Source organism: Psychrobacter sp. TWR1-1-1 (assembly GCF_049895865.1).
Lineage (GTDB): Bacteria > Pseudomonadota > Gammaproteobacteria > Pseudomonadales > Moraxellaceae > Psychrobacter > Psychrobacter immobilis_A.
This window is the reverse complement of sequence record NZ_JAFCTE010000001.1, coordinates 343301-368067: the sequence shown is the minus strand read 5'-3', so window position 1 is coordinate 368067 and position 24767 is coordinate 343301. Positions and strand designations below refer to the sequence as shown.

Here is a 24767-nt window from a genome sequence, read left to right as displayed (position 1 = left end):
GTGCCATAACGGCACTTGCAATCCTACCAGACGCGCTCACTCTTACCGATATAACAATCGTTATACTCACTGTGTAGTGAGCGTTTGGGTAGGCGAATCTTACTCATAACGCTATTTTCTCATAAAACTATCCCAGATTATTTTGCTTATCTAAGACAGCCCTGAAGATTGAATATCCTTTAATATAAATATACAGGTATGTTAGCTTTATGTTTTAATAAATGACAGTTGTCATTTATGAGCATGGTTAATGTAAGTGACATAGATAGCCTTGATTTTATCGACGATTAGTTTTTGGACTTATGGATCGAGCGATGAATAAAGTATTTAAAAAGATTTGGAGTCAATCACTAGGTTGTATAGTGGTGGTGTCTGAAAATACTAAGAGCGCGGGTAAGACTAGCGGCACGACTGGCACTATCGCCCAAATAGCTCGCTCAAATGACTATAAGATGTTGACCCTAAAAGGGCTTGCCTTCAGTATCGCAGCGATCAGTGGTTCGACAGTGTGGGCAGGCGTGGTATGCGTAACGGATCCTGTTTCTGGAGGAAGTACGGCAAGAGGTGCAATTGCACTAGCCTGTGGAATAAATAATGCAGCAGGCGGTATTAATAGTAGTGCCTTAGGTATTGACAATAAAGCTTCAAATGAAGCGACTAGTGCGCTAGGTTATGCAAATGAAGCAACAGGTAACTCTAGCAATGCAGTGGGGTTTTTCAATAAGTCTTCGGGTAGTTATAGCAGTGCGGTTGGTTATACTAATGCAGCATCAGGTGATTATAGTAGTGCATTAGGCGCTAATAATGAAGCTTCAGTTGAGTACAGTAGTGCCGTTGGTTATAACAATACCGCATCGCGTATCAATAGCAGTGCGATAGGATCTAATAATATCGCCTCAGATGGTTATAGTAGTGCATTTGGTTATAACAACACGGCATCGAACATAAATAGCAGTGCAATTGGCTATAAAAATACCGCCTCGAATGTAAATAGCAGCGCCGTCGGTTATAATAATACAGCATCAGGTGAGAACAGTAGTGCCGTCGGTTTTGAAAATACATCAGAGGGTGACTATAGTGTTGCAGTTGGTTATCAGAATACCGCATCAGGTACAGACAGCAGCGTGTTTGGCAGTAATAGCCAAGCCACCGCGACAGGCGCAACCGCCATCGGTAGTTTCTCCATTGCAAATGAAAGAGATACAATTTCAGTTGGCAGCAAGGGTTTCGAAAAACGTATCACTAATGTGGCAGATGCAACAAATGATACAGATGCGGTAAATAAACGATACACCGACGACAAAGCGACTGAAACTTTAACCGCCTCCAAAGGTTACACCGACGACAAAGCAACCGAGACTTTGACCGCCTCCAAAGGCTATACCGACGGCAAAGCAACCGAGACTTTGACCGCCTCCAAAGGCTATACCGATGGTAAAGCAACCGAGACTTTAACCGCCTCCAAAGGTTATACCGATGGTAAAGCAACCGAGACTTTGACCGCCTCCAAAGGCTATACCGATGGTAAAGCAACCGAGACTTTAACCGCCTCCAAAGGTTATACCGATGGTAAAGCAACCGAGACTTTGACTGTCTCAAAAGGCTACACCGATGGCAAAGCAACCGAGACTTTAACCGCCTCCAAAGGCTATACCGACGGCAAAGCAACTGAAACTTTAACCGCCTCTAAAGGTTACACCGACGGCAAAGCAACTGAAACTTTAACCGCCTCTAAAGGTTACACCGATGGCAAAGCAACTGAGACTTTAACTGCCTCCAAAGGTTACACCGATGGCAAAGCAACTGAAACTTTAACCGCCTCTAAAGGTTACACCGATGGCAAAGCAACCGAGACTCTAGCATCGTCACAAAGTTATACTGATGGCAAAGCCACCGAGACTCTAGCATTGTCACAAAGTTATACAAATGATCAGGTGCTAATCGTTAAACAGGACATTGCTGCACAGCATAAATACCTAAGCATCAATGGTGGTACGTCTGCAGAAGCGATTGCTAGTGGAGACAACGCAATGGCTTTAGGCGCTAACGCGGCGGCGCAGGGCAAGCAATCTATTGCAATAGGAGATGGTGCTCAAGCAATCGGCGAGCAAGCTATCAGCATTGGCACTGGTAATAAAGTGACTGGAAATCATTCAGGTGCAATTGGCGATCCAAGTACGGTCAGTGGCAATAACAGCTATAGTATGGGCAATAATAATACCGTGTCTGGCGACAATACTTTTGTGCTCGGCAATAATGTCAATACTACGGCAAAAAACGCCGTGGTACTCGGCAATGACTCTAGCTCCAACCGTGAAAACACAGTGTCGGTTGGTTCGGATATTAACCAACGTCAGATTATCAATGTTGCTAATGGTACCGCTGATAATGACGCAGTCAATGTCAGCCAGTTACAAGACGCAAAAACAAGCGCTATCGAAACCTCGAACACTTATACTGATACTAAATTTAATGCTCTAAATGACTCTATTCACAATTATCTGCAAGACAATGGACAGCGTTTTAAGGAAATTGATGATCGTTTTGATCGTCAAGGTGCGATGAGTGCTGCGATGTTAAACATGGCAACTAGCACGTCAGGTCTACAAGGTAAGAACCGTATAGGCGTGGGCGCAGGTTTTCAGGGTTCCGAGCAAGCGGTTTCCTTAGGATATCAGCGTGTCATTAATCCCAATACCAGCTTTAGTCTCGGTGGCGCTTTCACGAAAGATGAGAACTCTGGTGGCATGGGTATGGGCTTTAGCTGGTAAGCATTGAGTAAACCAAAAGCCAAAAAAAGGACATTAATTTGTCCTTTTTTTCTGATGACCATTTCATACTTATTATCTAAAGCTTCTTATAGCCCAAACCTTTTTGAATGCCAATCTTGCTGTGAGCTAAGCGGTCGCTTGAGCGGCCTTATTTCTTTAAGAGTTTCTTTAAGAGCTGTCATAAGCTCAGGGGCATAAGGCAATTTATATAATGTCACCTGCGTGCATTTTGGTAAGTATGGCATCAATACTCATTGTTATGATAGATCGCTGCACAGCCAGCCCCTTCAACTTACTGCCGTGTTCAATAACTCTGTGTATAAACTAACAAAGTTACCCTAACAGCACACCGCATAAACCGACAACAGCTATAACACGTTGAATAATCAAACTGTCTTGCAGGTGAGTGTTTAGATAAGTGGCAAATCCTTTGCCGATAGTATATAGACCTAGCATGGCAACAATCATACCCATAAAGAAGCCAGCGGTATTACTGTTTGCAGGCACTTCGATTGCATGAGCAGCACCGTGGAACATAGCAAGCGCACCAAAGCCAATGACTAAGGATTTATACACGGTTTTGACGGACATCTCGTGGTTTTGATTCAATGCCACATTAAAGTAGCGGCTCATAAGTGCCATGGTCAGTAGTACGATAGAGAGTAGAATGCCATATTCAATAAACACACTATTCAAGCTCACACTTAAACTCAGTACAAATCCTGCTACTAGACCAATTAACAGTGCTACAAAGCCTTTTTTAAAGCTGTGCATTTGAGTAAATAGCATCCCCATGCCCAGCGCTAACATCAGATGGTCGAACCCAGTCAAAGGGTGCAATATACCAGACAATATTGAAAGGCTAAATGAGCCATCTGCTGCCATCAAGCCATGCCCAGGGTGAGCAAACGCGAGTGTTGGTAGCAATGATAACAGTGCTAAGCCACTGATTATGGTGGTTTTTTGGAAGAGGTTTTTGCGTATCATCGTTTTGGCTGTGTCTGTTGTCATGATAAATCCTTAATAAATAAACAAATCGATATAAAAACTGACTGATAATCCACTGATCCATCAGCGGTTTGTAGAGTACTTATTGATGCTATCACCTAAGGCATTCTACGCCACACTTAACATGCCTTTATCTAAGATAAAAGCAACAATGTCATCAAGACCTTCGCCTATTTTCATGTTGCTGAATACCACAGGCTTATCACCGCGCATTTTTTTGGCATCATGTGCCATCACCTCAAGTGACGCGCCTACGAAAGGGGCAAGGTCAGTTTTATTGATAATGAGCAAGTCCGATTTCATGATACCAGGGCCGCCTTTACGAGGAATTTTATCGCCTGCAGACACGTCAATGACATATAGTGTCAAGTCGGACAATTCAGGGCTAAAAGTTGCTGCCAAATTATCGCCACCAGACTCGATGATAATAAGCTCAAGACCTGCAAATTGCTGCTGTAATTCGGCGATGGCAGACAAGTTAATTGAGGCATCTTCACGGATGGCAGTATGCGGGCAGCCACCGGTTTCAACACCGCGAATGCGCTCAGCTGGCATCGCCTCATTGCGGGTTAAAAATTCAGAGTCTTCTTTGGTATAAATATCATTAGTTACCACGGCCATATTGATATCATCCCGCAGGCGTTGACATAGTCTCAGCGTCAACGCCGTTTTTCCTGAGCCTACAGGGCCACCAATGCCTAAGCGTAGCGGAGAGAGCGTCGTTTCTAAATTTTTGTTTTCGGCTTTGGGTGTCAGTGCCATAGATAAAGTTCCTTGATGAGAGTTGTGTTTATTAGCGATTAAGAGCGAAATAGGCGGCTGTATTGCCTTTCATGCTGGCAAGACAGTATGGCTAAATTTGGTAGGTTGGCGGACATATGTAGCTGTTGATAGAGAAGATTTAGCTTAAATGTTGTTATATCAGAGCGATCAGTCATTAACGCCATATGTTGAACGTGCGAAAATTTTTGCTGGACATTAGCAGCCAGTGGCTGTATTTGCTGACTTAATAACTGTTGCAGCTGCCAAATGATGCGCTGTCCTGCCATTTGTCCAAGCGGTACGGTTTTGACCGCCGCCAGCACCATATTTTCGATTTGACCAAAGGCGTAAGTGGTCATGGCTTGTACAGGGTTAAATTGCCAGTGCGAGCTAATATGGGCAAACAGTGGCAAAAATCCATGAGCGAGTAAGCTATCAGGCACATTGAGCTCAAGGACATTATCAAGCCATGCGGATAAAGACAGTGCCAATTGACTTGACTCATAGACGAACTCCTTGGTTTCGCGGCTAGCGTGATAATCGGCACCTAAAGCATCAGTCAGCGCCACATCATTAATCATAATTGCCTCTATCATCAGCGCCAGTAGCGGTAGCTCATAACGACACAATGCCAGCTCCAAATAGTCACTCATAAACGCTAAACCACTGCTTTCGTCGTGAATGAGCCCTGACTCAATAGCAGGTTCTATGCCTTGCGAGTAGGTATAACTGCCAATAGGTAAGTTGCTTGACGCCAGCATGAGCAAACGTCCAGTTACCTCTGCATGATTCAAATCATTCATACCTTGTGGTGTACTAGCAGGATGCTGGGAGTGCGTGGCATGATTAGTCATGAGAATTGCCGTGGGTGTGTGAATGGTTGTGGTCGTGATGACTATGATTATGACCATGAGAGTGAGAATGTCCGCCTTGATTGCCTTTATAAGCACCCGTTTCTGGCTCAAACGGCACTTGTACGGCTTGGGTATGTAGGCCAAGTTGATGTAACATCGCTTCTAAAACATGGTCAGGCTCAAAGTAGAGGGCAGTAGGGGTCAGCATTAAAGGCACATGGCGGTTGCCTAAATGGTAAGCGCCTTTCATAAGGTCAAAATCATTATCAGCAGTCACTTCGATTAAGGCTTGATTAGCGGCCATAATCTGTATCAAGTTGCCTTGATGGTCTGCCAGTACACTGCCATTCTTAATGGTTTCTATACGTGGCAAATCGACACCAATGGTTTCTTGATGCTGAGTGTCTGCTTTAAACCGGCTACGCTGACGGGTATCGAAATCTAAATATAAAAAGTTTTCTGCCTTTTTTTGCCTCTCAATAATCGCTTGTTGTTCAGCGCTAAGGGTTGATAGATCAAGACGTTGCGTATAAATGTTCATAATTATGTTTATAGTCCGTTAAAGTAGATGGTTGACAGCTGATGGTGGATTATCAGCACGACAATAAAAAGCAGCTAGAATAAAAAATAGCGCTGTGCCATCGGTAGATAGTCGGCAGGCTCACAGGTCAACAGCTCACCATCGGCGTACACTTCATAGGTTTCTGGGTTAACCTCCATCTTAGGACAGTAGCTATTAAACTTCATGTCTTGTTTACGTACCTTACGAATGTTGTGTACCGCTTTAATGACCTTTTCTAGTCCTAATTGCCTATCAATACCCTTATCAATAGCCGCACTTGACATAAAGGTGATGCAAGTCTGCGCCACTGTTTTGGGGAAGCTGCCAAACATGCTGCGATAGTGCACAGGCTGCGGGGTTGAAATGGAAGCATTGAGGTCGCCCATGGACGCTGCCGCAATCAAGCCGCCTTTAATGATAAGGTCAGGCTTTACGCCAAAAAATGCAGGCGACCATAAAATTAAATCCGCCCATTTATCTATTTCAATGGATCCCACTTCATCACTAATGCCATGAGTGATGGCAGGGTTGATGGTGTATTTTGCGAGGTAGCGTTTGATACGAAAATTATCATTGCTGCTATCAGAGTCAGTGGGACTTAGCATGATATTTTCTAATGCTTGCTCAGTTTTAGCCGATTGATCAGGAGCCAGATGACCACGTTGGGTTTTCATTTTATCAGCCGTTTGCCACGTGCGAATAATGACTTCTCCCACGCGTCCCATCGCTTGCGAATCACTACTCATCATGGAGATGGCACCCATATCTTGTAAAATGTCTTCGGCGGCAATGGTTTCTTTACGAATACGACTTTCGGCAAAAGCGACATCTTCAGCAATGGCTGGGCTTAAGTGGTGACAAACCATGAGCATGTCGAGATGCTCGTCAATGGTATTAATGGTGAAAGGGCGCGTCGGGTTGGTTGATGAGGGTAAAACATTGGTTTCGCCAATAGCTTTTAAGATATCTGGGGCATGACCGCCGCCAGCGCCTTCGGTATGGAAGGTGTGAATACAGCGGTCTTTAAACGCGCCTAGAGTACTATCTAAATAGCCGCTTTCGTTTAACGTATCAGTATGAATAGCCACTTGCACGTCGTATTCTTCAGCCACGCTAAGGCAGTTATCAATGGCTTTGGGCGTGGAGCCCCAGTCTTCATGAAGCTTAAGCCCGATAGCACCCGCTTCAATCTGCTCAACAATGGGAGCAGGTAAACTGACGTTGCCTTTACCTAAGAATCCGATGTTCATCGGAATAGCATCAGTGGCTTTTAGCATGCTGTGAATATGATAAGCACCAGGCGTACAAGTGGTGGCAAGAGTACCTTCAGCAGGTCCCGTACCACCGCCTAACATCGTGGTTACACCAGACATCAATGCCGTCTCACACTGCTGCGGTGCAATGAAGTGAATATGACTATCGATCCCACCAGCAGTTAATATTTTACCTTCTCCTGCGATAATTTCGGTAGCAGCGCCAATAGGTAACGTCACGTTAGGCTGAATATCAGGGTTACCGGCTTTACCGATACCGCTAATGCGACCGCCCTTAATAGCGACATCTGCCTTATAGATACCGCTGTAGTCCACAATCAAAGCATTGGTAATAATAGTATCGGCAACTTGCTCACCTATTAGCTGTGATTGACCCATACCATCGCGGATTACCTTGCCGCCACCAAATTTAACCTCTTCACCAATGCTGATGCTATCAATATCACGCTGGTGATCAATATGACTGGTCAAATCATACTCAACCTCAAGCCATAAATTCGTATCGGCTAAGCGTACTTTATCCCCTGTGGTAGGGCCAAAATGCTCGGCATAGATACGTCGGTCAATGCGTTTTTTCGAGGTATTTTGAGAGATTTTAGGGTTTACAAGGCCCATAACCTCGCCTGAAAAACCATAAATGTGCTGTCTACCTGAAATGGCAACCAGCTCCACTTCACGCGCTTGGCCCGGCTCAAAGCGTACCGCAGTACCAGATAAGATATTGAGTCGATAGCCAAGCGTCGACTCTCGATCAAAGCTCAGTGCTGCATTGACTTCATAGAAGTGATAATGAGAACCGATTTGAATAGGGCGGTCGCCGGTATTGATTACCGTTATGGTTTGAACATATCGACCAGCGTTCAAAGCCATATCGCCTGCTTTAATATTATATTCGCCTGCTTTCATCGTCATTTTTATTATCCTTAATCGTCTTATGGCAATGGCTCTTGTTCAATATCGTTTTATACGGCTTTACAACAAACAAGCTATACGATGGGATTGTGCACTGTCACCAGCTTAGTGCCATCGGGGAAAGTGGCTTCAACTTGGACATCATGTATCATCTCTGCAATGCCTTCCATGACGTCATCGGCAGAGAGATAAGTGGCTCCTTCACTCATCAGTTGCGCCACGGTTTTGCCATCACGCGCGCCTTCCATCAGTAACATGCTGATATAAGCGATAGACTCAGGATAATTGAGCTTGACGCCGCGGTTTTTACGACGTTCCGCCACCATGCCTGCGGTAAATAGTAAGAGCTTATCTTTTTCGGTAGGATTTAACTGCATAAAACTTCCTTAATAATTATTGTCTTTTGAAGGTTATGATTCGTCTTTAATCTTTATAAAGTAAATAGGCTAAGTAGAGTCATTCTGATTTTATTAAGCATTGTTCAGGGATGAGAGTATGCAGGAGCACATGATATTAAGTGTCCCAAATCCTTGGTCGATGAGGCTCAAGCGTGTACCATTTAGACCTAATAAGCTCGCGGACTTGGTAAAAAGCCTCGAAGCAAGCGCGCACATCTGCTCCTAAATAACGGCAATTAATACCTTGAAAATTGTGAGTACAGTGAATAGGTAGTGACTGCTGATCAATGAGATGGCGTAGCTCGGTAATAGTGGCATCTAAATATTGGCCGAGCTTGAGCGGATTATTCTGTAACTCAGGCGCAATGATCTCTGTGCTAGGTATTGCCCAAAAAGAGCCATGCACATGTTGATTATTCAGTCCTAATGGTGAGGTAAACCAGCGCGTATTTGCTTGCTGGGAGGTGCACTCACTGACCAATAAATTACTCTCACGCCATATCTCTAAGCGGTTAACATAATGACCATTAGCAAACGTCTCTTGATACGCTTGACGTCCAAATACCGCAATATCCCAAGTCAACAAACTTGCTGTCTTAGCCAAATAAAAGCGATTATTGGCAGTAGAGACAGAGTGATCGTAATAGATACTTTCTTGAGGTAGCCATTCAAGGACAGCGCGGTCATCGAGGCGGGCGTCGATAGATTGTTCTGCGCTAACGGTATTGTGGATAATATGGGAACAGGAGCTATTGTAGAGAGGATGGTCAGAGTCATTGCTAGTTGTATCCTGAGCCCCGTTGGGAAATTTTGATGAGTCGCTAGGTCTAGAGGATCGTAATGATTTGCGTTGCCCGTACCATTTGCCGGCTCCAGGGGTGGTAATCACCGCATGGCTATTAGAGTGTAGGTTAAACTCCAATGTTAAGCGGTCATCATCAGCAATACCAGCAGGAGGATACAACACATAAATATGGCAAATCCCTGCTTGGCTGTTATCAGTACTATCAGGCTCAGGATACAGCGCGCGCTGCACCATGAGTGCGCCAGTATGGGCACGATGACACAGCCGAGTTTTTGCAGCAGTAGAGGCGCAGTCGAAATGGAGCTGTAGTGAGGATTGCCAAGTCAAAATTGTATTCCCTTTTATAAAGTGTCTTTTTATAAAGTGTCCTTTTAGATTGCCACCAACTCTTGAATATTGTTTTTTGCCATGTCAACTCCAGCCCCTTGAGCTACCACTTGTCCTCTAGAGAGCACGGTATAGTTATCGGCAAGCTCTTCTGCAAACTCATAAAACTGCTCGACCAGTACAATGGCCATTTCACCTTGATAACCTAAATCCCTAATGACCCGCCCGATGTCCTTGATGATAGAGGGCTGAATACCTTCAGTCGGCTCATCGAGTACCAGCACAGACGGCTCGGAGGCAAGCGCCCGAGCAATAGCAAGTTGCTGCTGCTGACCGCCAGATAGATCGCCACCACGGCGATGCTTCATTTCGTCCAGCACTGGAAATATATCATACAAGTGTTTGGGTACTTTACTTGCTTTACGTTGAGAGAATTTCGCCATTCCAATCAGAATGTTTTCTTCAACGGTCAAGGTGGAAAATATATCACGTCCTTGCGGTACATAAGCGAGTCCTGCGCGCACACGCTGCTCAGGCGTCATCTGACTAATGTCCTTACCGTCTAATAAAATTTCACCTGATTTTATTGGTAGGATGCCCATCAAGCATTTAAGCAAGGTGGTTTTACCGACGCCATTACGACCCAGTACCACGCTACATTCTCCTACCGGTGCGGCGAGGGTGACATCACGTAAAATGTGACTGCCACCGTAATATTGATTTATGGCATTAATTTCTAACATATAAACACCTCTATTTTTTAGGTCTATTTCTAAGCACTACTACCAATTATCGACCCAAGTAAGTCTCAATAACGGCCTCATTATTCTGTACTTCACTCAACGTGCCTTCAGCCAAAATAGCGCCATTTGCTAAGACCGTTACTTTTTCACTTATGGCATCAATGAAAGTCATGTCATGCTCAACCACGATTAAAGTATGATTCTTTTTAAGACGCAGACACAACTCAGCGGTATGTTCGGTTTCGGCATCTGTCATGCCTGCTACTGGCTCATCAAGTAAGATAAGTTTTGGTCTTTGCATCAGTAACATCCCAATCTCTAGCCACTGTTTTTGACCGTGAGATAAAAGTCCAGCTGGCTTGTTGATCATATCTTTTAAGCGTATTTGATCTAATGTTGAGTCAAGCGTATCTTTGATTTCAGCATCAATTTTAGTAAACCAGCTTTTTGACACCCGTTTGTCTTTTGGCGCCGCCAGCATTAAGTTGTCGAGTACGGTAAATTTCTCAAATACGGTAGGTTTTTGAAACTTACGGCCAATGCCTGCTTCGGCGATTTCTTCGGTAGATAGTTTGGCTAAATTATGTACTTGACCGAAAAATGCACTGCCTTTAGTGGGACGCGTTTTTCCAGTGATGACATCTATTAAAGTCGTCTTACCTGCGCCATTAGGGCCGATGATGCAGCGTAGCTCGCCTGCCTCAATGTATAAAGATAAATCATTGAGTGCACGGAACGAGTCAAACCACACGCTAACGCCTTCTAAATACAGCGCAATACCATGTCTCATATCCGGCCCTGATTTGGGAACAAGATGCGCCAAGCCTCCGCTATCTCCGTAATCTTCAGTCAGAGTAGTGACTGGTCGGGTAGGCGTGTTTTCTGCGACCGTTATGTGTGGTGTATTTTTAGAGTTTTTCATTGGATTATTGATAATAGGATTGTTTTTAACAAGCGCATCGTTAGTAACTTTTTGGGAAGTAGCAACATTAGAAGTAGCAGCATTAGTTATTAACATTATTCTTTTTCCTTTTTAAAACGATCGAGTACACCAATGATGCCGTTAGGGAGAAATATAGTAACCACTACAAATAATCCACCTAGGATAAGCAACCAGAACTCTGGGTAGGCGACGGTAAAATAGGTTTTAATCACATTGACTGTACCAGCGCCTACAATGGCACCGATTAATGAACCTCTGCCTCCAGCAGCCACCCAGACTGCCATCTCGATAGAGTTGACGGGGTTCATCTCGCCTGGGTTAATGATACCAACTTGCGGTACATATAGAGCACCAGCGATACCAGCAATGACTGCAGACAACACCCAAGCTGAAAGCTTGTACCAAAGCGTGCGATAGCCTAAATACTGCAAGCGATTTTCACTATCACGAATGGCACCGAGCACGCGCCCATAAGGCTGGCTCATCAGATAGCGTAGTCCAAGATATGACAGTAGCAGCGCCAAAGCGGTCGTAAAACACAGTACAGCCCTCGTTGAAGAGGCGGTGATGTCATAGCCTAATAGCGTCGTAAAACCTGTGAAACCATTATTACCACCAAAGCCTGTTTCGTTACGGAAGAATAATAAGGCTGCCGCGTAAGTCATGGCCTGAGTAATAATCGAAAAATAAACCCCTTTAATCTTTGAGCGAAAAGCAAAATAGCCAAAGATAAAAGCGACCAGACCGGGAACTAGCACCACTAGAGCCATCGCCCACCAGAAATGTTGAGTGCCTGCCCAATACCACGGTAGCTCTGTCCAACTTAAGAAACGCATAAAGTCTGGCAAGCCTGTGCCAGCAGTTTCACGCGTCAAATACATACCAAAAGCATAGCCTCCTAGCGCAAAATAAAGACCATGACCTAAGCTTAGAATGCCGGCATAGCCCCAGACCAAGTCTAAAGCCAGTGCTACCATGGCGAGCGCCATTATTTTACCAATCAAAGTTATCCAGTAAGCAGACAGGTGAAAACTAGAGGTTTCAGGTAGTAAATGGAGCCAAGGCAATATCAGTAGCACTAAAAAACACAAACCAATCAAAATGGCATTACGTGGAGAATCAGATAATAATTGAGTCAAACGCATGAGGTTCTCCTTAATCCACAAAACGGCCTTTGAGGGCGAATAAACCTTGTGGACGTTTTTGAATAAACAAAATCACAAGAACCAGTAATACAATCTTAGCCATCACAGCACCAATGCCAATCTCAAGCACCGTACCACTGACACCAAGACCTAAAGATGCCAATACCGCGCCCCATACTTGCCCAACACCGCCAACCACGACGACTAAGAACGCATCAATAATATAAGTTTGACCTAAGTCGGGTCCGACGTTGCCCACTTGTGCTAGAGCGCAGCCAGCGAGACCGGCCAACCCTGAACCAAGGCCGAATGCCAACATGTCGATGCGAGCAGAGGAGATACCAACTGCACGTGCCATTTGCCGGTTTTGAGTCACAGCGCGCACAAATAGCCCAAAGCGAGTCTTGTTAAGTAAGTACACCAACAGCATAAGAATGATGATGGTAAAGCCGATAATAGCGATACGGTTAAAGGGGAGTACAAGGCTTGAGGACACTTGATAGGCCCCGCTCAACCAGTCGACATTGCTGACTTCGACGTTTTGCGCGCCAAATATCATCCGAACCAACTGCATAAGAATCAGACTGACACCAAAGGTTGCCAGTAAGGTTTCAAGCTCACGACCATAAAGCGGGCGAATAATGATTCGTTCAATAATCATGCCGATAATGGCACTGACTAAGAAAGCGACGGGTATAGCAGCAACCAGATACCATCCAGTCATACTAGGAAAATATGCTTGAAAGAGATTTTGCACCATATAAGTGGCGTAAGCGCCAATCATAATGAGCTCACCATGAGCCATATTGATGACACCCAGTAGCCCAAAAGTAATGGCAAGCCCTAATGCCGCGAGTAGTAAGATACTTGCCGTACTAAGTCCCGTGAACAGATGACCTATCCAAGTACTGATGGTAATGCGCTGCTCAATACTATCCTCAGCGTCTAACAGCGCAGATTTGAGTACAGGATCGATATTATCTGCCGCCAATGCTTTTTTGACATCCACTAATACTTGTGGGCTATCGCTATCAGCAAGCACGGTAAGCGCGGCAATTTGCTTGGTGACGTCGCCATCTCTAAAATCAATTCTTGCTTGTAAAATACTCAGCGCCGTTTTGACATCGTCGTCTTGCTCATTAGCGGCAGCAGTACTTATAAGTACTGGATCTAGCTGTTCGATATTGTCTGCTAAGATGGCAACTGCCTGCACACGTTGCGTAGGATCGTTTGACTCAAGCTTAACCTTGGTTTGTCCAAAGACTAAGGCTGAGTGTAGCGTATTGGTTAAAGTCACTTGCGCCAAGTCGCTAGGCCACTCGGTGGTCAGCTGTTTAGCAGGATAAGTAAATAGCTCATCTTCGCTGTTAAGTAGGTAGGTTTGCCCGCCATTGCCTTGATATAGCTCATCGTTTTTTATCAGCTCAACTAAAGCATCCAAACTCTCAACTGACCCCGGCCACTGATTGAGCATGGTTTGGCGCTTGGTGAAGTCAGCAGCAACGAACTGCTCGATAGCATCTCCTTTACTTACCGCAAGATTAGCAGGCGTAGTCAGAGACTGCTTGTTTTGAGCAAGTAAGGTGTCGTCTTGAGCAAGTAAGGTCTCTTCCCTTACAGCATTGGATGTCGCTGCCACAGTATTAGTCGATACTGCCTCATTGTGATCGTGGCTGTGTACTGCTGGCGTCTCGTGAGCATGAGCAGCTGATGTGATAGCAATGAGGAGGAGTAAAGATAGTAAGGCGATGACAAAAGTCTTATTAGAATCATTGGCTGGCGCGTCACTTTTGTAATAGGAAGGGTAATGTGACATGATGGTTCCTTTTTGCAGTCAACACTCCTCTAACCTCTACTGAAAAACTGTTTTATCAGTAGAGGAGCTAAAGGGTTGCTGGTATTGATACCATTAAGGGGCTAAGGGCTAAGGATTGCGGTTTAGGTGACAACACCTTATTTAGGAATGTACTGACTCCATGGCTCAGCACGAATGACTTTTGGCGTTTTGCTGATCACATCGAACTGACCATCGGCACGGATTTGACCGATCATGACAGGCTTCCATAAGTGATGGTTTTCCTCATCCATTTTTAATGTATACCCTGATGGCGCGTCAAAAGTCTGACCTCCCATACTAATACGCACTTTGTCGACATTAGTGGTACCTGCTTTTTCGACTGCTTGTTTCCACATATTGATACCCACGTAGGTGGCTTCCATAGGATCATTGGTCACGACCTTTTCAGCATTCGGTAGCTTATGATCTAGCGCATATTTCTTATACTTTTTGGTGAAGCCGCTATTGACAGGATTTTTAACCGACATAAAGTAGTTCCATGACGCCAAATGCCCTTGCAATAAGCTGGTATCGATACCGCGAAGCTCTTCTTCTCCTACTGAGAATGCCATGACTGGGATATCAGATGCTTTAATACCCTGATTGGCAAGTTCACGATAAAAAGGTACGTTTGAATCCCCATTAATGGTAGAAATAACCGCCGTCTTTTTACCGGTAGAGAAGCTTTTAATATTGCCAACGATGGTCTGATAGTTGCTAAAACCGAAAGGGGTGTACTCTTCCATGATGTCTGTTTCAGCGACGCCTTTAGATTTTAAGAAAGCCCGCAGTATCTGGTTAGTAGTCCGAGGATAAACATAATCTGTCCCAAGTAAGACAAAGCGTTCTGCACTACCACCTTCCGGACTCATTAAATATTCAACGGCAGGAATGGCTTGTTGGTTCGGTGCAGCACCAGTGTAGAAGATGTTTTCTGATTGTTCTTGACCTTCGTACTGCACAGGGTAGAACATCAAACCATTTAACTCTTCAACGACAGGCAGCACGGACTTACGTGACACCGATGTCCAACCTCCAAATATCACATCCACTTTATCTTGGGTTAACAGCTGACGAGCTTTTTCAGCGAATAACGGCCAATCAGAAGCGGGATCTACGACGATTGGCTCTAGCTGCTTACCCAACACACCGCCATTGGCATTAATTTCATCAATGGTCATGAGCGCAGTATCTTTTAATGATGTTTCAGAGATGGCCATCGTTCCAGATAAAGAATGCAAGATACCCACTTTGATGGTGTCACCATCTGCTGCAGTCGTCGCAGAGGTGTCCGTTTTTGTGGCGGTAGAATTGGTTTCTGCACTGGTTTCTGCAGGTTTTTGACAACCCATAAGACTTAAGCTACCTACAACGGCTACTGCTAGCAGAGACAAACGTGATGTTAATTTTGAGTCGATACGATAATTTGTACTTATAGGAGTAGCAGTGATAAGCGTTGGCAATAAAGACATATATTTCTCCAAAAAGATAAAGTAGCAGCTTGGTAGGCCGAGTGAACGAGCCATTCCTAACTATGATTAATACTTCAATATCTATGCCAATATAAAATACAAGACAAATGCACCAATATCGGTCTTTTTAGGAGATATTGCACTTTTTTCGCACCATGATGGTTTTTATGATTTTCTATGCACCATTTATGTCTGGTTAAGAAATGCTAAAGTGGTATAAAAAATGACGACATCAGAAGCAATGTTTTTTTGAGTTCAGAAAGTGTGAACAGAAGGAAATTAAGAAGCAAACGTACTAAATGATGTCAACTTAACTAAAGGTAGGTTTTTTTTAGCTAAAGCACGTTAGCCATTAGGCTTGGTAGCTAGCTTGGGATGAAGTCTGACATTTAGTTTTTATAATAGGATGCTGATCTATGTTTAAGAAACCGTAAATTTACCCTGAGTAAGTAAAATATTTATTCGCTTATTTGTATCAGTACCAGTAAAATGCGAGACTGTTTTTTACACGAGTTTATGAGTAACCAATGATACGTTTAACTGAAATTAAATTGCCATTAAATCATGCGCCTGAAGATCTAACGACTGCGATAACGACAAAACTTAAAATCTCTGCTGAGCAAATGGCGTCATTTGTGATGTTTAAACGTGGTTATGATGCTCGTAATAAAAGAAATATCCAATTAATTTATACGCTAGACATCACCCTGACCGACTCAAATTTGACCAATGATTTACTGGTTCAGTTTGAGTCAGATAATCATGTTAAAGCAACACCAGATACCAGCTACAAATATGTAGGCGCAGCGCCAGAAAATTTAACTGAGCGTCCTGTTGTTATTGGTTTTGGACCTTGTGGTTTGTTAGCAGCACTTACCCTTGCTCAAATGGGTTTCAAACCTATTATCATTGAACGCGGTAATGAAGTCAGACAACGTACCAAAGACACCTTTGGCTTTTGGCGTCAGCGTAAATTAAACACAGAATCTAACGTACAATTCGGTGAAGGCGGAGCAGGTACTTTCTCTGACGGCAAACTGTATAGCCAAGTGAAAGATCCCAATCATTATGGCCGTAAAGTCATGACTGAATTTGTAAAAGCTGGCGCACCAGAAGAGATTTTATTTGTAAGTAAACCGCACATAGGTACTTATAAATTAGTCACCATGGTAGAAAAAATGCGTGCCGAGATCATAGCACTCGGTGGGGAAGTTCGTTTTGCGACTCGTTTAGACGACTTGCATATCACTGACTCAAAAGTAACTGGCGTGACACTTAATACTGGCGAAACCTTAAAAACGAACCATGTTGTTCTTGCTGTTGGTCATAGCGCCCGAGACACTTTTAAAATGATCCATGATAAAGGCGTGTATGTTGAAGCAAAACCTTTTTCAATTGGCTTTAGGATTGAACATAAACAGTCAACCATAGACCAAGCACGCTTTGGTGACAATGCTGGCAACGAAATACTTGGCGCTGCGGATTACAAACTGGTTCATCATTGTAAAAATGGTCGTTCTGTTTATAGCTTCTGCATGTGTCCAGGTGGAACGGTGGTTGCCGCAGCATCAGAAGAAGACCGTGTGGTCACTAACGGCATGAGCCAATATTCAAGGAACGAGCGTAACGCCAACAGTGCTATTGTTGTCGGCATCGACCCAGAGCGAGATTATCCAAACCATCCTCTTGCTGGTATCGAATTACAAAGACAGCTAGAAACCTTAGCGTTTGAATTGGGCGGCAAAGACTACAGTGCACCAGCGCAAACCATTGGCGATTTCTTAAAAGGCAAACCAGACTCAGAATTGGGCGATGTAAAACCGTCTTACACACCGGGCATTACCTTGACTGACTTAAGCAAAGCACTGCCAGACTTTGCCGTGCATGCCATACGTGAAGCCATTCCAGCGTTTAATAAAAAAATCAAAGGGTTTTCATCTGACGACGGTTTACTAACTGGCGTAGAAACCAGAACATCGTCACCAATCAGCATTAAACGCAATAAAGAATTCCAAAGCATTAATACCAAAGGCTTATTCCCTGCAGGCGAAGGCGCTGGCTACGCAGGCGGCATATTATCAGCAGGAATTGATGGCATTAAAGTGGCCGAAGCTGTGGCAAAATCGATGTTGAACATAGATTAAGAGCGGATTTGGGCAAACCACAATTTTAAAACCCTTACCTAGATAAAAACATGTGAGCGAAAAAGCCTTTCAAGCTATGAAATATCAAGCTTGGAAGGCTTTTTTGTGTTTTGACGGTATGCTGTATGAAAATATATTGTAAGTTATGCAATGTTATGATGCGATAAGATACTAAAAGACCCCACAACTGATAGGCTGTGAGGTCTTTTAATGTCTTTTGACAATGTTTGATGGTGCGCCTACAGGGACTCGAACCCCGATCGATCGCTTAGGAGGCAACTGCTCTATCCTGTTGAGCTATAGGCGCATTTTGGAATAACATTGTAGGAAAAATCGCTAATAAAAGCAATCAACAAAATATAAAGATTTTATCATTACTTGCTATTACTCAAGGCGTCAGCGACATTCACAGTGTTGGCATTTGCTGCTTCTTGTGCACGTGATGTTGGATTAAACAAGTCGTTTACACTGTTTTTATAACCTTCGATATTATAATAATCGTACTTTTCTAATATATCTTGTCCGGTACTCGAAAGTAAAAAATTACGGAAGTTAATAGCAGCAGTATTCTCTGTTAAAATAACCCCTTCAAGCGCTTGCTTTTCTTTCAATGCATAGCTGAAAGAATTTAGGGTACGTGCCTCTGCATTATCAGTTTCAATGGCACCAGTCTCAGCAGTATCTACTTTTTTATCATCAGTATTGCTGATATTTGCTTTGTCTTGGTTTATTTTATCGTGAGCCGCTTTTAGCTCTGCTTGTAACGGTGTCAGACGGTCTGCAGATAGGCTGTCGTTAGCGATGATAATGTCTATATCAGCGCCTAATTCTGAGCGTTTATCATGGCTAGGATTGGCGTTTGATAATGTTAAGAGGTCGCTGGCAGGTACATAACTTGGCACAACCTGCACATGAGGATAACGAGATTCGAAGCTAACGATGATATCGTCCAAGGGTGCTTGTAAATCCTCTTCAGCCTTTATATACAGCGTACTGTCGGTGAGAGTATTTACCTCGTCTTGAGTGGCGGCTGACGGCTCATTTGCATTTGCCATGATCGGTAGGGGATCTATATTTTTACGGTTACTGCTCCATAACCACGTAAAGATTATCAGCAGCAGCAAAATTAGCCCAGCCAGTAGCAGCTTGTATTCTCTCATATGTTACTGCTCTTCTCTTAATGGGTTTGTGTCAAGTTTACATAAAATGCGGTGTGTGACGTATTATTTTTAAAGCTGTTGGTGCAACACTTCATCTGCTAAGTCCGCAAGCATATCTGCAAAAACATCGGTTTCTGAATCAGATAAAAGTTTTTTCTCGCTATTATTCTTATGACCAATTGTACTATTTTGATTGGATAGCACAGGTTGATCGTTTGAAGGCGAGGTAACATCATTGTCAAGGGCTTTTATTTGGTGTGCAGCCAATGGCGATTCGCCCATCGTAAGCTTGTCTTTAAGCCATTCAAAACCATGGGCCTCCCACCATGCTTCAAAGCGTGGCAGCGTGCTCCCACGCACCGCGACAGGCAGATTCAATGTTCGCAGTTTTTGTGCAAGTATGGGGTCATTAATGGCTTGATGGATGCTCAAATAAAGCGAGCGACTGTCATCAGTATAGGGCTGTCTGTTTTGCCACGATCTGTCGTCAATTTTCATACGTGGCAATTGCCATAATTCACCGCGATAGTATACAACATATAAACGTCGTTTAGGATGAACGAAAATGGCATCAATGGGACGCAAGGGCATAGTATTAAATTATTCCGTTAAAAAAGGGTTATGGACATAAAAATTACAGCAATTAATCTGACAGCAGCACTGACTTCTCTATTCATAAATATGAGACTTATCAATGCGACACTATCTGTCGTAAGATATTATAATAGAGGCACATATACTAGTAAACGATAGCTATCGATGGCACACTAATCAGCAGCCTATTTTATGATTGTTATAAATAATCACTGATGATGCAATGATAGTTAATCGTTGTTGTCATTTGAATCGTGTTTATGACAGCCATGCTAGCAGAAATACATTGTAGTAACGACCGCGAAACATAGATTGGTGAGTATCCTTCGTGGTATTCCTTAGCAGCCATCAATATGCATTAGAGAGTTAACGCAAATGTTATTCCATTTCAGGCATTCACGACCGTCTACATCACACTATCACTCATATTATAACTTCAATCAGACTATCCTCTATGTTTACCATTATTCAATCGCACCGCACCGAAAACCTTGTTGATCAACTGCTTGTGCAATATCAGTCTAAGGATCAGCCTGTTTTTGAGCCTTTTATTGTCATTGTTCCCTCAATGGTATTGGGCGATTGGTTGGACAAAACCATTGCCAGTCGTGCTGGGATTAGTACCTTGGTGCGTACTAAGTTTTGGGGTCAGTATCAATGGACGCTCATGCAGGATGTGTTAACCCGCCATAACGCGTATTTGTTAGAGAATGACGCTGAAGCTGCAACCTTAAATGTGCCAGAAGTGGCGGTGTTGTCACCAACGGTCATGCAGTGGCGATTGTTTGGTTATTTGACTTATTACCAAGAGGCGATTGTTGCAGATGAAAAACATCCGGTTAATCCATTACTAGCACATTGTCTTGATGAGCCGCAGGCAGATACTCATCAAGACAATGTGCGACAGGACATTATAAAGGACAAGTCACAACAAGATGCCCGTATTTGGCAGCTGGCAAGCGATTTGGCAAGAGTGTTTAACCGCTACTTGACCCATCGTGAGGATTGGCTAACGTTATGGTCGTATAACAAACCGCTAAATGTAGATGAATTGATCGCAGAGAAAGATGCATTGTCACTGCGTTTTGATAAGTATGCACGCGGCACGCCTGAATGGTTGGTAGAGCATTATGTTGAGTTGGAAGCTGCACAGCGCTTCTTATGGTCGCACTTATTTGCTGACGTTCATCTACACCGTGTGGCACTTGAAGATGTATTCTGGTCGGCTTTAAAAGATAACAAGGCGAATGAGCGTGCTCAGTTACCCAAAGTACTGCGCATTTTTACCATTCAGCAACTGCCACAGACTGAGCTCGACTTTTTGCAGCGCTTATCGAAGTACATGGATATCACGCTATTGCATTACAACCCATCAAAGCTGTTTTGGGCCGATATCGTCGATAAATCTTGGTTACAGCGTCAACAAATTATCAATCCAGAAAGTGTGTTTTTACGTGATTATGGTCATAGTTTGCTGTCACGTTTGGGCAAGCAGTCGCGCGATACCTTTGCCATGCTTGCTAATTTATCGGGCAATGAACAATACCAAGAAGAAATAGTAGAGTGGCAAGATAATTTTGATCATGGTTTGAGTGATGGTTTTGGCGTTAATGTAGATGAAAGGGACTCTGACATTGATAATATTAACAGCACGCAAGATGCGCAACATGGTCTAAGCTTATTAAGGCGTTTGCAAAATGACGTTTTGATGCTTGATGAGCAATCTACCCAACAAGCAACGGCTGCTAAAGTCTCGCAAGCGGTAAGTAAGCAGATAGAGCCAAGCTTCAATGAAGAGAAGCAAGGAGCGGCCTGGTATGAAGATGAAGCGTTAGAGAATAAACGCTTTGAGAAAGACCGTTTTTGGGCAATCTCTTCTCAAGATAATAGCCTAAGCATTCATTCGTGTCATAGTTTGCAGCGCCAGCTTGAAGTGTTGCGTATTATGATTGGTCGCTGGTTAAATGAACCTATCAAACTTGGTGAAAAGAAACGTCATATATCTGACATTGTTGTGCTGCTACCCGATGTCGAGCGTCATCATGCGCTGATTGGTTCTATCTTTGTTAATGGTAAAGGTCAAGATGGTTTGACCTTGCCCGCTAAAGTGACAGGTGTTGTTGATGCGGACATTCGCCAGTTATGGGAAGCTATTATTGGTTTTTATAAGCTATTGGGTAGCCATAGCGCCCGTTTTGAAGCGGCTGAAGTCTTAGACTGGTTGATGTTGCCGCCCTTGTTTGAAAGCTTTGGACTGACTCATGAGCAAATGAGCCGTGGCTGTGATTTATTGGTAGAGGCAGGCTTTATTCGCGGTTTTGATGAGCTGCATCTTAAGCAAACTTTGGATAGTAATGACTATGACTATCGCTTTAGTTTTGCGCAAGCGTTAGACAGATTGACCCTAGGTCTGGTCATGCCAGAAGCTGAGTTGAGTGATTGCTTATATGCTCTAAATGAAGATGTATGGCCAAGCACTGCCTTACCAGAAATGACTTTACCGCTACCACAAGTCAGCTTAAATGATGCGTTGATTGTTGAAGCGCTTTGCCGCATTTATACCGGTTTGGTCGCACGACGGGATGACCATATACAAAAAATGAAAGCGGAAGATTGGCTCGATCAGATTGAGAGACAAGTGATTCATCGTTACTTTGGTGATGTGGATCAAACACGTACCATGCGAGCCATCTACAATGCGATGAATGGCTTTAAATCAAGTCTACGAGCCAATCGTCACTATAGACAGTACGCTAGTGGTGATATCGACAACAGAGAAGTAGAGCAAAGGCTGGCAGGTGTGGAGCAATTGCCGCTCAAGCTAAGCTTTATGCTAGACAGTATCGAAAACGAGCTTGAAAGTCAGCAAGTCAGTGCGGAACCGACAGGTGTGATTACCTTTGGTCGATTCGGTGCACTAAGAAACGTGCCTTTTGAGTTGGTGGTCATGCTAAATATGGATCTCTCAGAGTTCCCTGGGCGTGACCGTGATAACCGCTATGATTTGATGAAAGCGACTAATTCACGTCGCGGCGACAGAGTCAGTGAAGATGATGATAATGGCGCATTTTTAGATGCCATGCTGTGCGCACGTAGTGCTTGTTGGATGTTCTACAATGGTCAAAGCCTGACGGACACTCATGAGCACCTGCCAGCCAACCCAGTAAGCGAATTGCTACAGTTCTTGCAAGGTGAAGTGCAATGGCAGGTGAACTCGCTGGCGACATTACCTGAGAATATTGATCCCACCACCGAAAGTCTCAAGCGCTACTTACCAAAATTGATTAAGCAGTGGTTGGTGACTGAGCATCCTGCGTTGCCTTTTCATGAGAGTCTGTTTGAAACAGAAATTGAAGGTACGAATGTTTCTGAGCAAGCGTCTTCTGATATTGATGACAATGCTAATGCCAACATTAATATCAATGCTCAGGATTCCAGCCCTGTCAATACGATTGATGAGCTGGATGCTTTATTGAATACAGCCATGCGTAAAACTAAACTGGCTCAGAAAAAACAGTTTCCGCCTGCGCCGCTTTGGCAAGCTGTATTTAATACACTAAAGGGCAGAGTATCTAGTGAGCAGGTACAGCTGGTTGGCTTGCCCACAAAGACACAGTACGAAGCAATGGCTCAAATACTTGGTCAAGGGTTGGGTCAGTTAGGTCAAGTAGACAATCAAACCTTGTCTGCATTGGTTGAACTGTTGGCATTAGAGGTCGTTGTTGATACTAGCAATATCAGTGATATGACTCAGGTGCTCAGCCAAGCTTTATCTGATAGCGTATTTAACATCGGAGAGATTGATATTGAAGGAGTGTTGGCTTACCAAGTGCGCCATCCTGCCAAAGCGTTCTTACGGTCTCAAAAAGTACATGTGGTGCAAGGTGAAGAAGCGCTGTCGCAGCAAGAGCCGCTGTTTTTAGACAGTTTGACTACCTATAAAATTAAAGAGCATTTGATTAAACAGTTGGTCACTGATGAGACTAAGGCGAATGGCATTAATACAGCGACCCAAAGCACTACTCCGATTCTGATGTATCAAAAAATTATGCCCGCTGGTGTCGCTCGCCAAACCACGCTACCCAATCAACAACAAAAACTGCAACAGCAATGTTTGGAATTTAAAGAGCAATTAATTGCTAATGGTTTTGATGAAAGCAGTATTCTCAATGAGAGTGGAGCAGAGGGTGCTACAGGTTTGCAGCTACTAACGCCAACCGCCGAGCATCCTATCCAGATAGAACTGGCAGTTTTGCTTAAGCGTGTTAATAACGATTCAAGCAATGAGACGGACATGACGGGCATGGGCGCACTGCTTAAGTTATTGCCTAAAGCCATTAAAATAAAAGGTTTAGTACCCATATTAGCACCAGTATCATTACCAACAGCAGTGCCGATAGATGCGCATGATAGCCACTCTCATATTCAGGCGGGCATGCCTTATGCTCAGCAATCACCCAAGCAGTGGTTAAATATATTGCCCAATTCTGCAAGTCCTAGGCATTTACTCAAGTTTTGGTTGTCACATTTATATTGGCAAGTGGCCAGACGTACCACCGCTCAGCAAGTGGCATTAAATGATGGCGTGAGTATTTGGCGTTTTAATAAGCCTAGCTCACAAGTCAAAAAGTATGACAAAGTAATCGCATTTAAACTAAGCCCCATTGTCTATGAAGACGCTGTGATTGAGCTGATAAAATGGGCTGTTTTTGGCAAGTTAACGGGTCAAGTGCCTATTACATTACTCCCAGAATATGCACTCAATTACCTTGATCAGTGTTCAAAATCTGAAGATGGTGAAGGCGGCAGTTATTGGCCAAAACGAGCAGACTTTTCAGATTGGCTACGGTCTAGCTATCATACAGACACAGTATATGATACTTGCTCTCAGCATGCCATTTGGCAATATGTACTACGTGATCAAGATGGATTTAAGGCTTTGTCAGACGCGTTGACCACCTTGGCGCGACCATTGTACGAGCCGATGTTTACTGCGTTAATTGACTTAGATGGCTAGCCCATTATCTAGAACAGCCTCTAATTAATTTTTGCTCTC

17 protein-coding genes and 1 tRNA gene are annotated in these 24767 nt (G+C 43.8%); 3 read left to right on the top strand and 15 right to left on the bottom strand.

Features of this window, described 5'->3' with window-relative positions; genetic code table 11:
• The first annotated feature begins 314 nt into the window (after nucleotides 1–314).
• The gene (locus ACP69U_RS01455; RefSeq protein WP_426137592.1) at nucleotides 315–2771 is read left to right on the top strand and encodes an ESPR-type extended signal peptide-containing protein; all 2457 of its coding nucleotides are present in this window, start codon (nucleotides 315–317) and stop codon (nucleotides 2769–2771) included.
• Between the two features lie 333 nt (nucleotides 2772–3104).
• On the opposite strand, the gene ACP69U_RS01450 is transcribed toward ACP69U_RS01455, so the two are convergent.
• The 12 genes from ACP69U_RS01450 to urtA form a co-directional block, all read right to left on the bottom strand.
• Nucleotides 3105–3782, bottom strand: coding sequence for a HupE/UreJ family protein (locus ACP69U_RS01450; RefSeq protein ID WP_426137591.1), 678 nt, complete (start codon nucleotides 3780–3782; stop codon nucleotides 3105–3107).
• A 105-nt stretch (nucleotides 3783–3887) separates the two neighbouring features.
• Nucleotides 3888–4541 carry an urease accessory protein UreG gene (ureG, locus tag ACP69U_RS01445; protein ID WP_426137590.1) on the bottom strand — a complete coding sequence of 218 codons (654 nt, stop codon included), beginning with the start codon at nucleotides 4539–4541 and terminating at the stop codon, nucleotides 3888–3890.
• A 38-nt stretch (nucleotides 4542–4579) separates the two neighbouring features.
• Entirely contained in the window at nucleotides 4580–5395 is an 816-nt protein-coding gene (locus ACP69U_RS01440) for an urease accessory protein UreF (RefSeq protein WP_426137589.1), read from the bottom strand.
• Nucleotides 5388–5936 carry an urease accessory protein UreE gene (gene ureE / locus ACP69U_RS01435; RefSeq protein ID WP_426137588.1) on the bottom strand — a complete coding sequence of 183 codons (549 nt, stop codon included), beginning with the start codon at nucleotides 5934–5936 and terminating at the stop codon, nucleotides 5388–5390. Before ureE ends, ACP69U_RS01440 begins: the two co-directional genes overlap by 8 nt.
• 74 nt (nucleotides 5937–6010) lie before the next feature.
• Nucleotides 6011–8143: an urease subunit alpha gene (ureC, locus tag ACP69U_RS01430; protein ID WP_426137587.1), complete on the bottom strand. Its 2133-nt coding sequence runs from the start codon at nucleotides 8141–8143 to the stop codon at nucleotides 6011–6013.
• A 74-nt stretch (nucleotides 8144–8217) separates the two neighbouring features.
• The gene (gene ureA / locus ACP69U_RS01425; protein ID WP_010200554.1) at nucleotides 8218–8520 is read right to left on the bottom strand and encodes an urease subunit gamma; all 303 of its coding nucleotides are present in this window, start codon (nucleotides 8518–8520) and stop codon (nucleotides 8218–8220) included.
• Nucleotides 8521–8656: 136 nt separating this feature from the next.
• Nucleotides 8657–9673, bottom strand: coding sequence for an urease accessory protein UreD (locus ACP69U_RS01420; RefSeq protein ID WP_426137586.1), 1017 nt, complete (start codon nucleotides 9671–9673; stop codon nucleotides 8657–8659).
• 44 nt (nucleotides 9674–9717) lie between these two features.
• The gene (gene urtE / locus ACP69U_RS01415; RefSeq protein WP_010200556.1) at nucleotides 9718–10416 is read right to left on the bottom strand and encodes an urea ABC transporter ATP-binding subunit UrtE; all 699 of its coding nucleotides are present in this window, start codon (nucleotides 10414–10416) and stop codon (nucleotides 9718–9720) included.
• Nucleotides 10417–10462: 46 nt separating this feature from the next.
• Nucleotides 10463–11434, bottom strand: coding sequence for an urea ABC transporter ATP-binding protein UrtD (gene urtD / locus ACP69U_RS01410; RefSeq protein WP_426137585.1), 972 nt, complete (start codon nucleotides 11432–11434; stop codon nucleotides 10463–10465).
• Nucleotides 11434–12504 carry an urea ABC transporter permease subunit UrtC gene (urtC, locus tag ACP69U_RS01405; RefSeq protein WP_055124061.1) on the bottom strand — a complete coding sequence of 357 codons (1071 nt, stop codon included), beginning with the start codon at nucleotides 12502–12504 and terminating at the stop codon, nucleotides 11434–11436. The genes urtD and urtC overlap by 1 nt, the downstream gene beginning before the upstream one ends.
• Nucleotides 12505–12514: 10 nt before the next feature.
• The gene (urtB, locus tag ACP69U_RS01400; protein WP_426137584.1) at nucleotides 12515–14320 is read right to left on the bottom strand and encodes an urea ABC transporter permease subunit UrtB; all 1806 of its coding nucleotides are present in this window, start codon (nucleotides 14318–14320) and stop codon (nucleotides 12515–12517) included.
• 137 nt (nucleotides 14321–14457) lie between these two features.
• Nucleotides 14458–15759 (bottom strand): urea ABC transporter substrate-binding protein, encoded by a 1302-nt coding sequence (urtA, locus tag ACP69U_RS01395; RefSeq protein ID WP_198330927.1) that lies wholly within the window; start codon nucleotides 15757–15759, stop codon nucleotides 14458–14460.
• A 581-nt stretch (nucleotides 15760–16340) separates the two neighbouring features.
• Here urtA and ACP69U_RS01390 point away from each other — a divergent pair.
• Entirely contained in the window at nucleotides 16341–17957 is a 1617-nt protein-coding gene (locus tag ACP69U_RS01390; RefSeq protein ID WP_198330919.1) for an NAD(P)/FAD-dependent oxidoreductase, read from the top strand.
• A gap of 231 nt (nucleotides 17958–18188) precedes the next feature.
• On the opposite strand, the gene ACP69U_RS01385 is transcribed toward ACP69U_RS01390, so the two are convergent.
• The 3 genes from ACP69U_RS01385 to ACP69U_RS01375 all read right to left on the bottom strand — a co-directional run bounded on the left by ACP69U_RS01385 (nucleotide 18189) and on the right by ACP69U_RS01375 (nucleotide 19708).
• A tRNA-Arg gene (locus ACP69U_RS01385) sits at nucleotides 18189–18264 on the bottom strand.
• Between the two features lie 67 nt (nucleotides 18265–18331).
• On the bottom strand, nucleotides 18332–19117 hold the full coding sequence (locus ACP69U_RS01380) for a hypothetical protein (RefSeq protein ID WP_426137583.1): 786 nt from the start codon (nucleotides 19115–19117) through the stop codon (nucleotides 18332–18334).
• Nucleotides 19118–19186: 69 nt separating this feature from the next.
• The gene (locus ACP69U_RS01375; RefSeq protein ID WP_426137582.1) at nucleotides 19187–19708 is read right to left on the bottom strand and encodes a hypothetical protein; all 522 of its coding nucleotides are present in this window, start codon (nucleotides 19706–19708) and stop codon (nucleotides 19187–19189) included.
• Between the two features lie 457 nt (nucleotides 19709–20165).
• On the opposite strand from ACP69U_RS01375, the gene ACP69U_RS01370 reads away from it, so the two are divergent.
• Entirely contained in the window at nucleotides 20166–24728 is a 4563-nt protein-coding gene (locus tag ACP69U_RS01370) for an exodeoxyribonuclease V subunit gamma (RefSeq protein WP_426137581.1), read from the top strand.
• The last annotated feature ends 39 nt before the right edge of the window (nucleotides 24729–24767 follow it).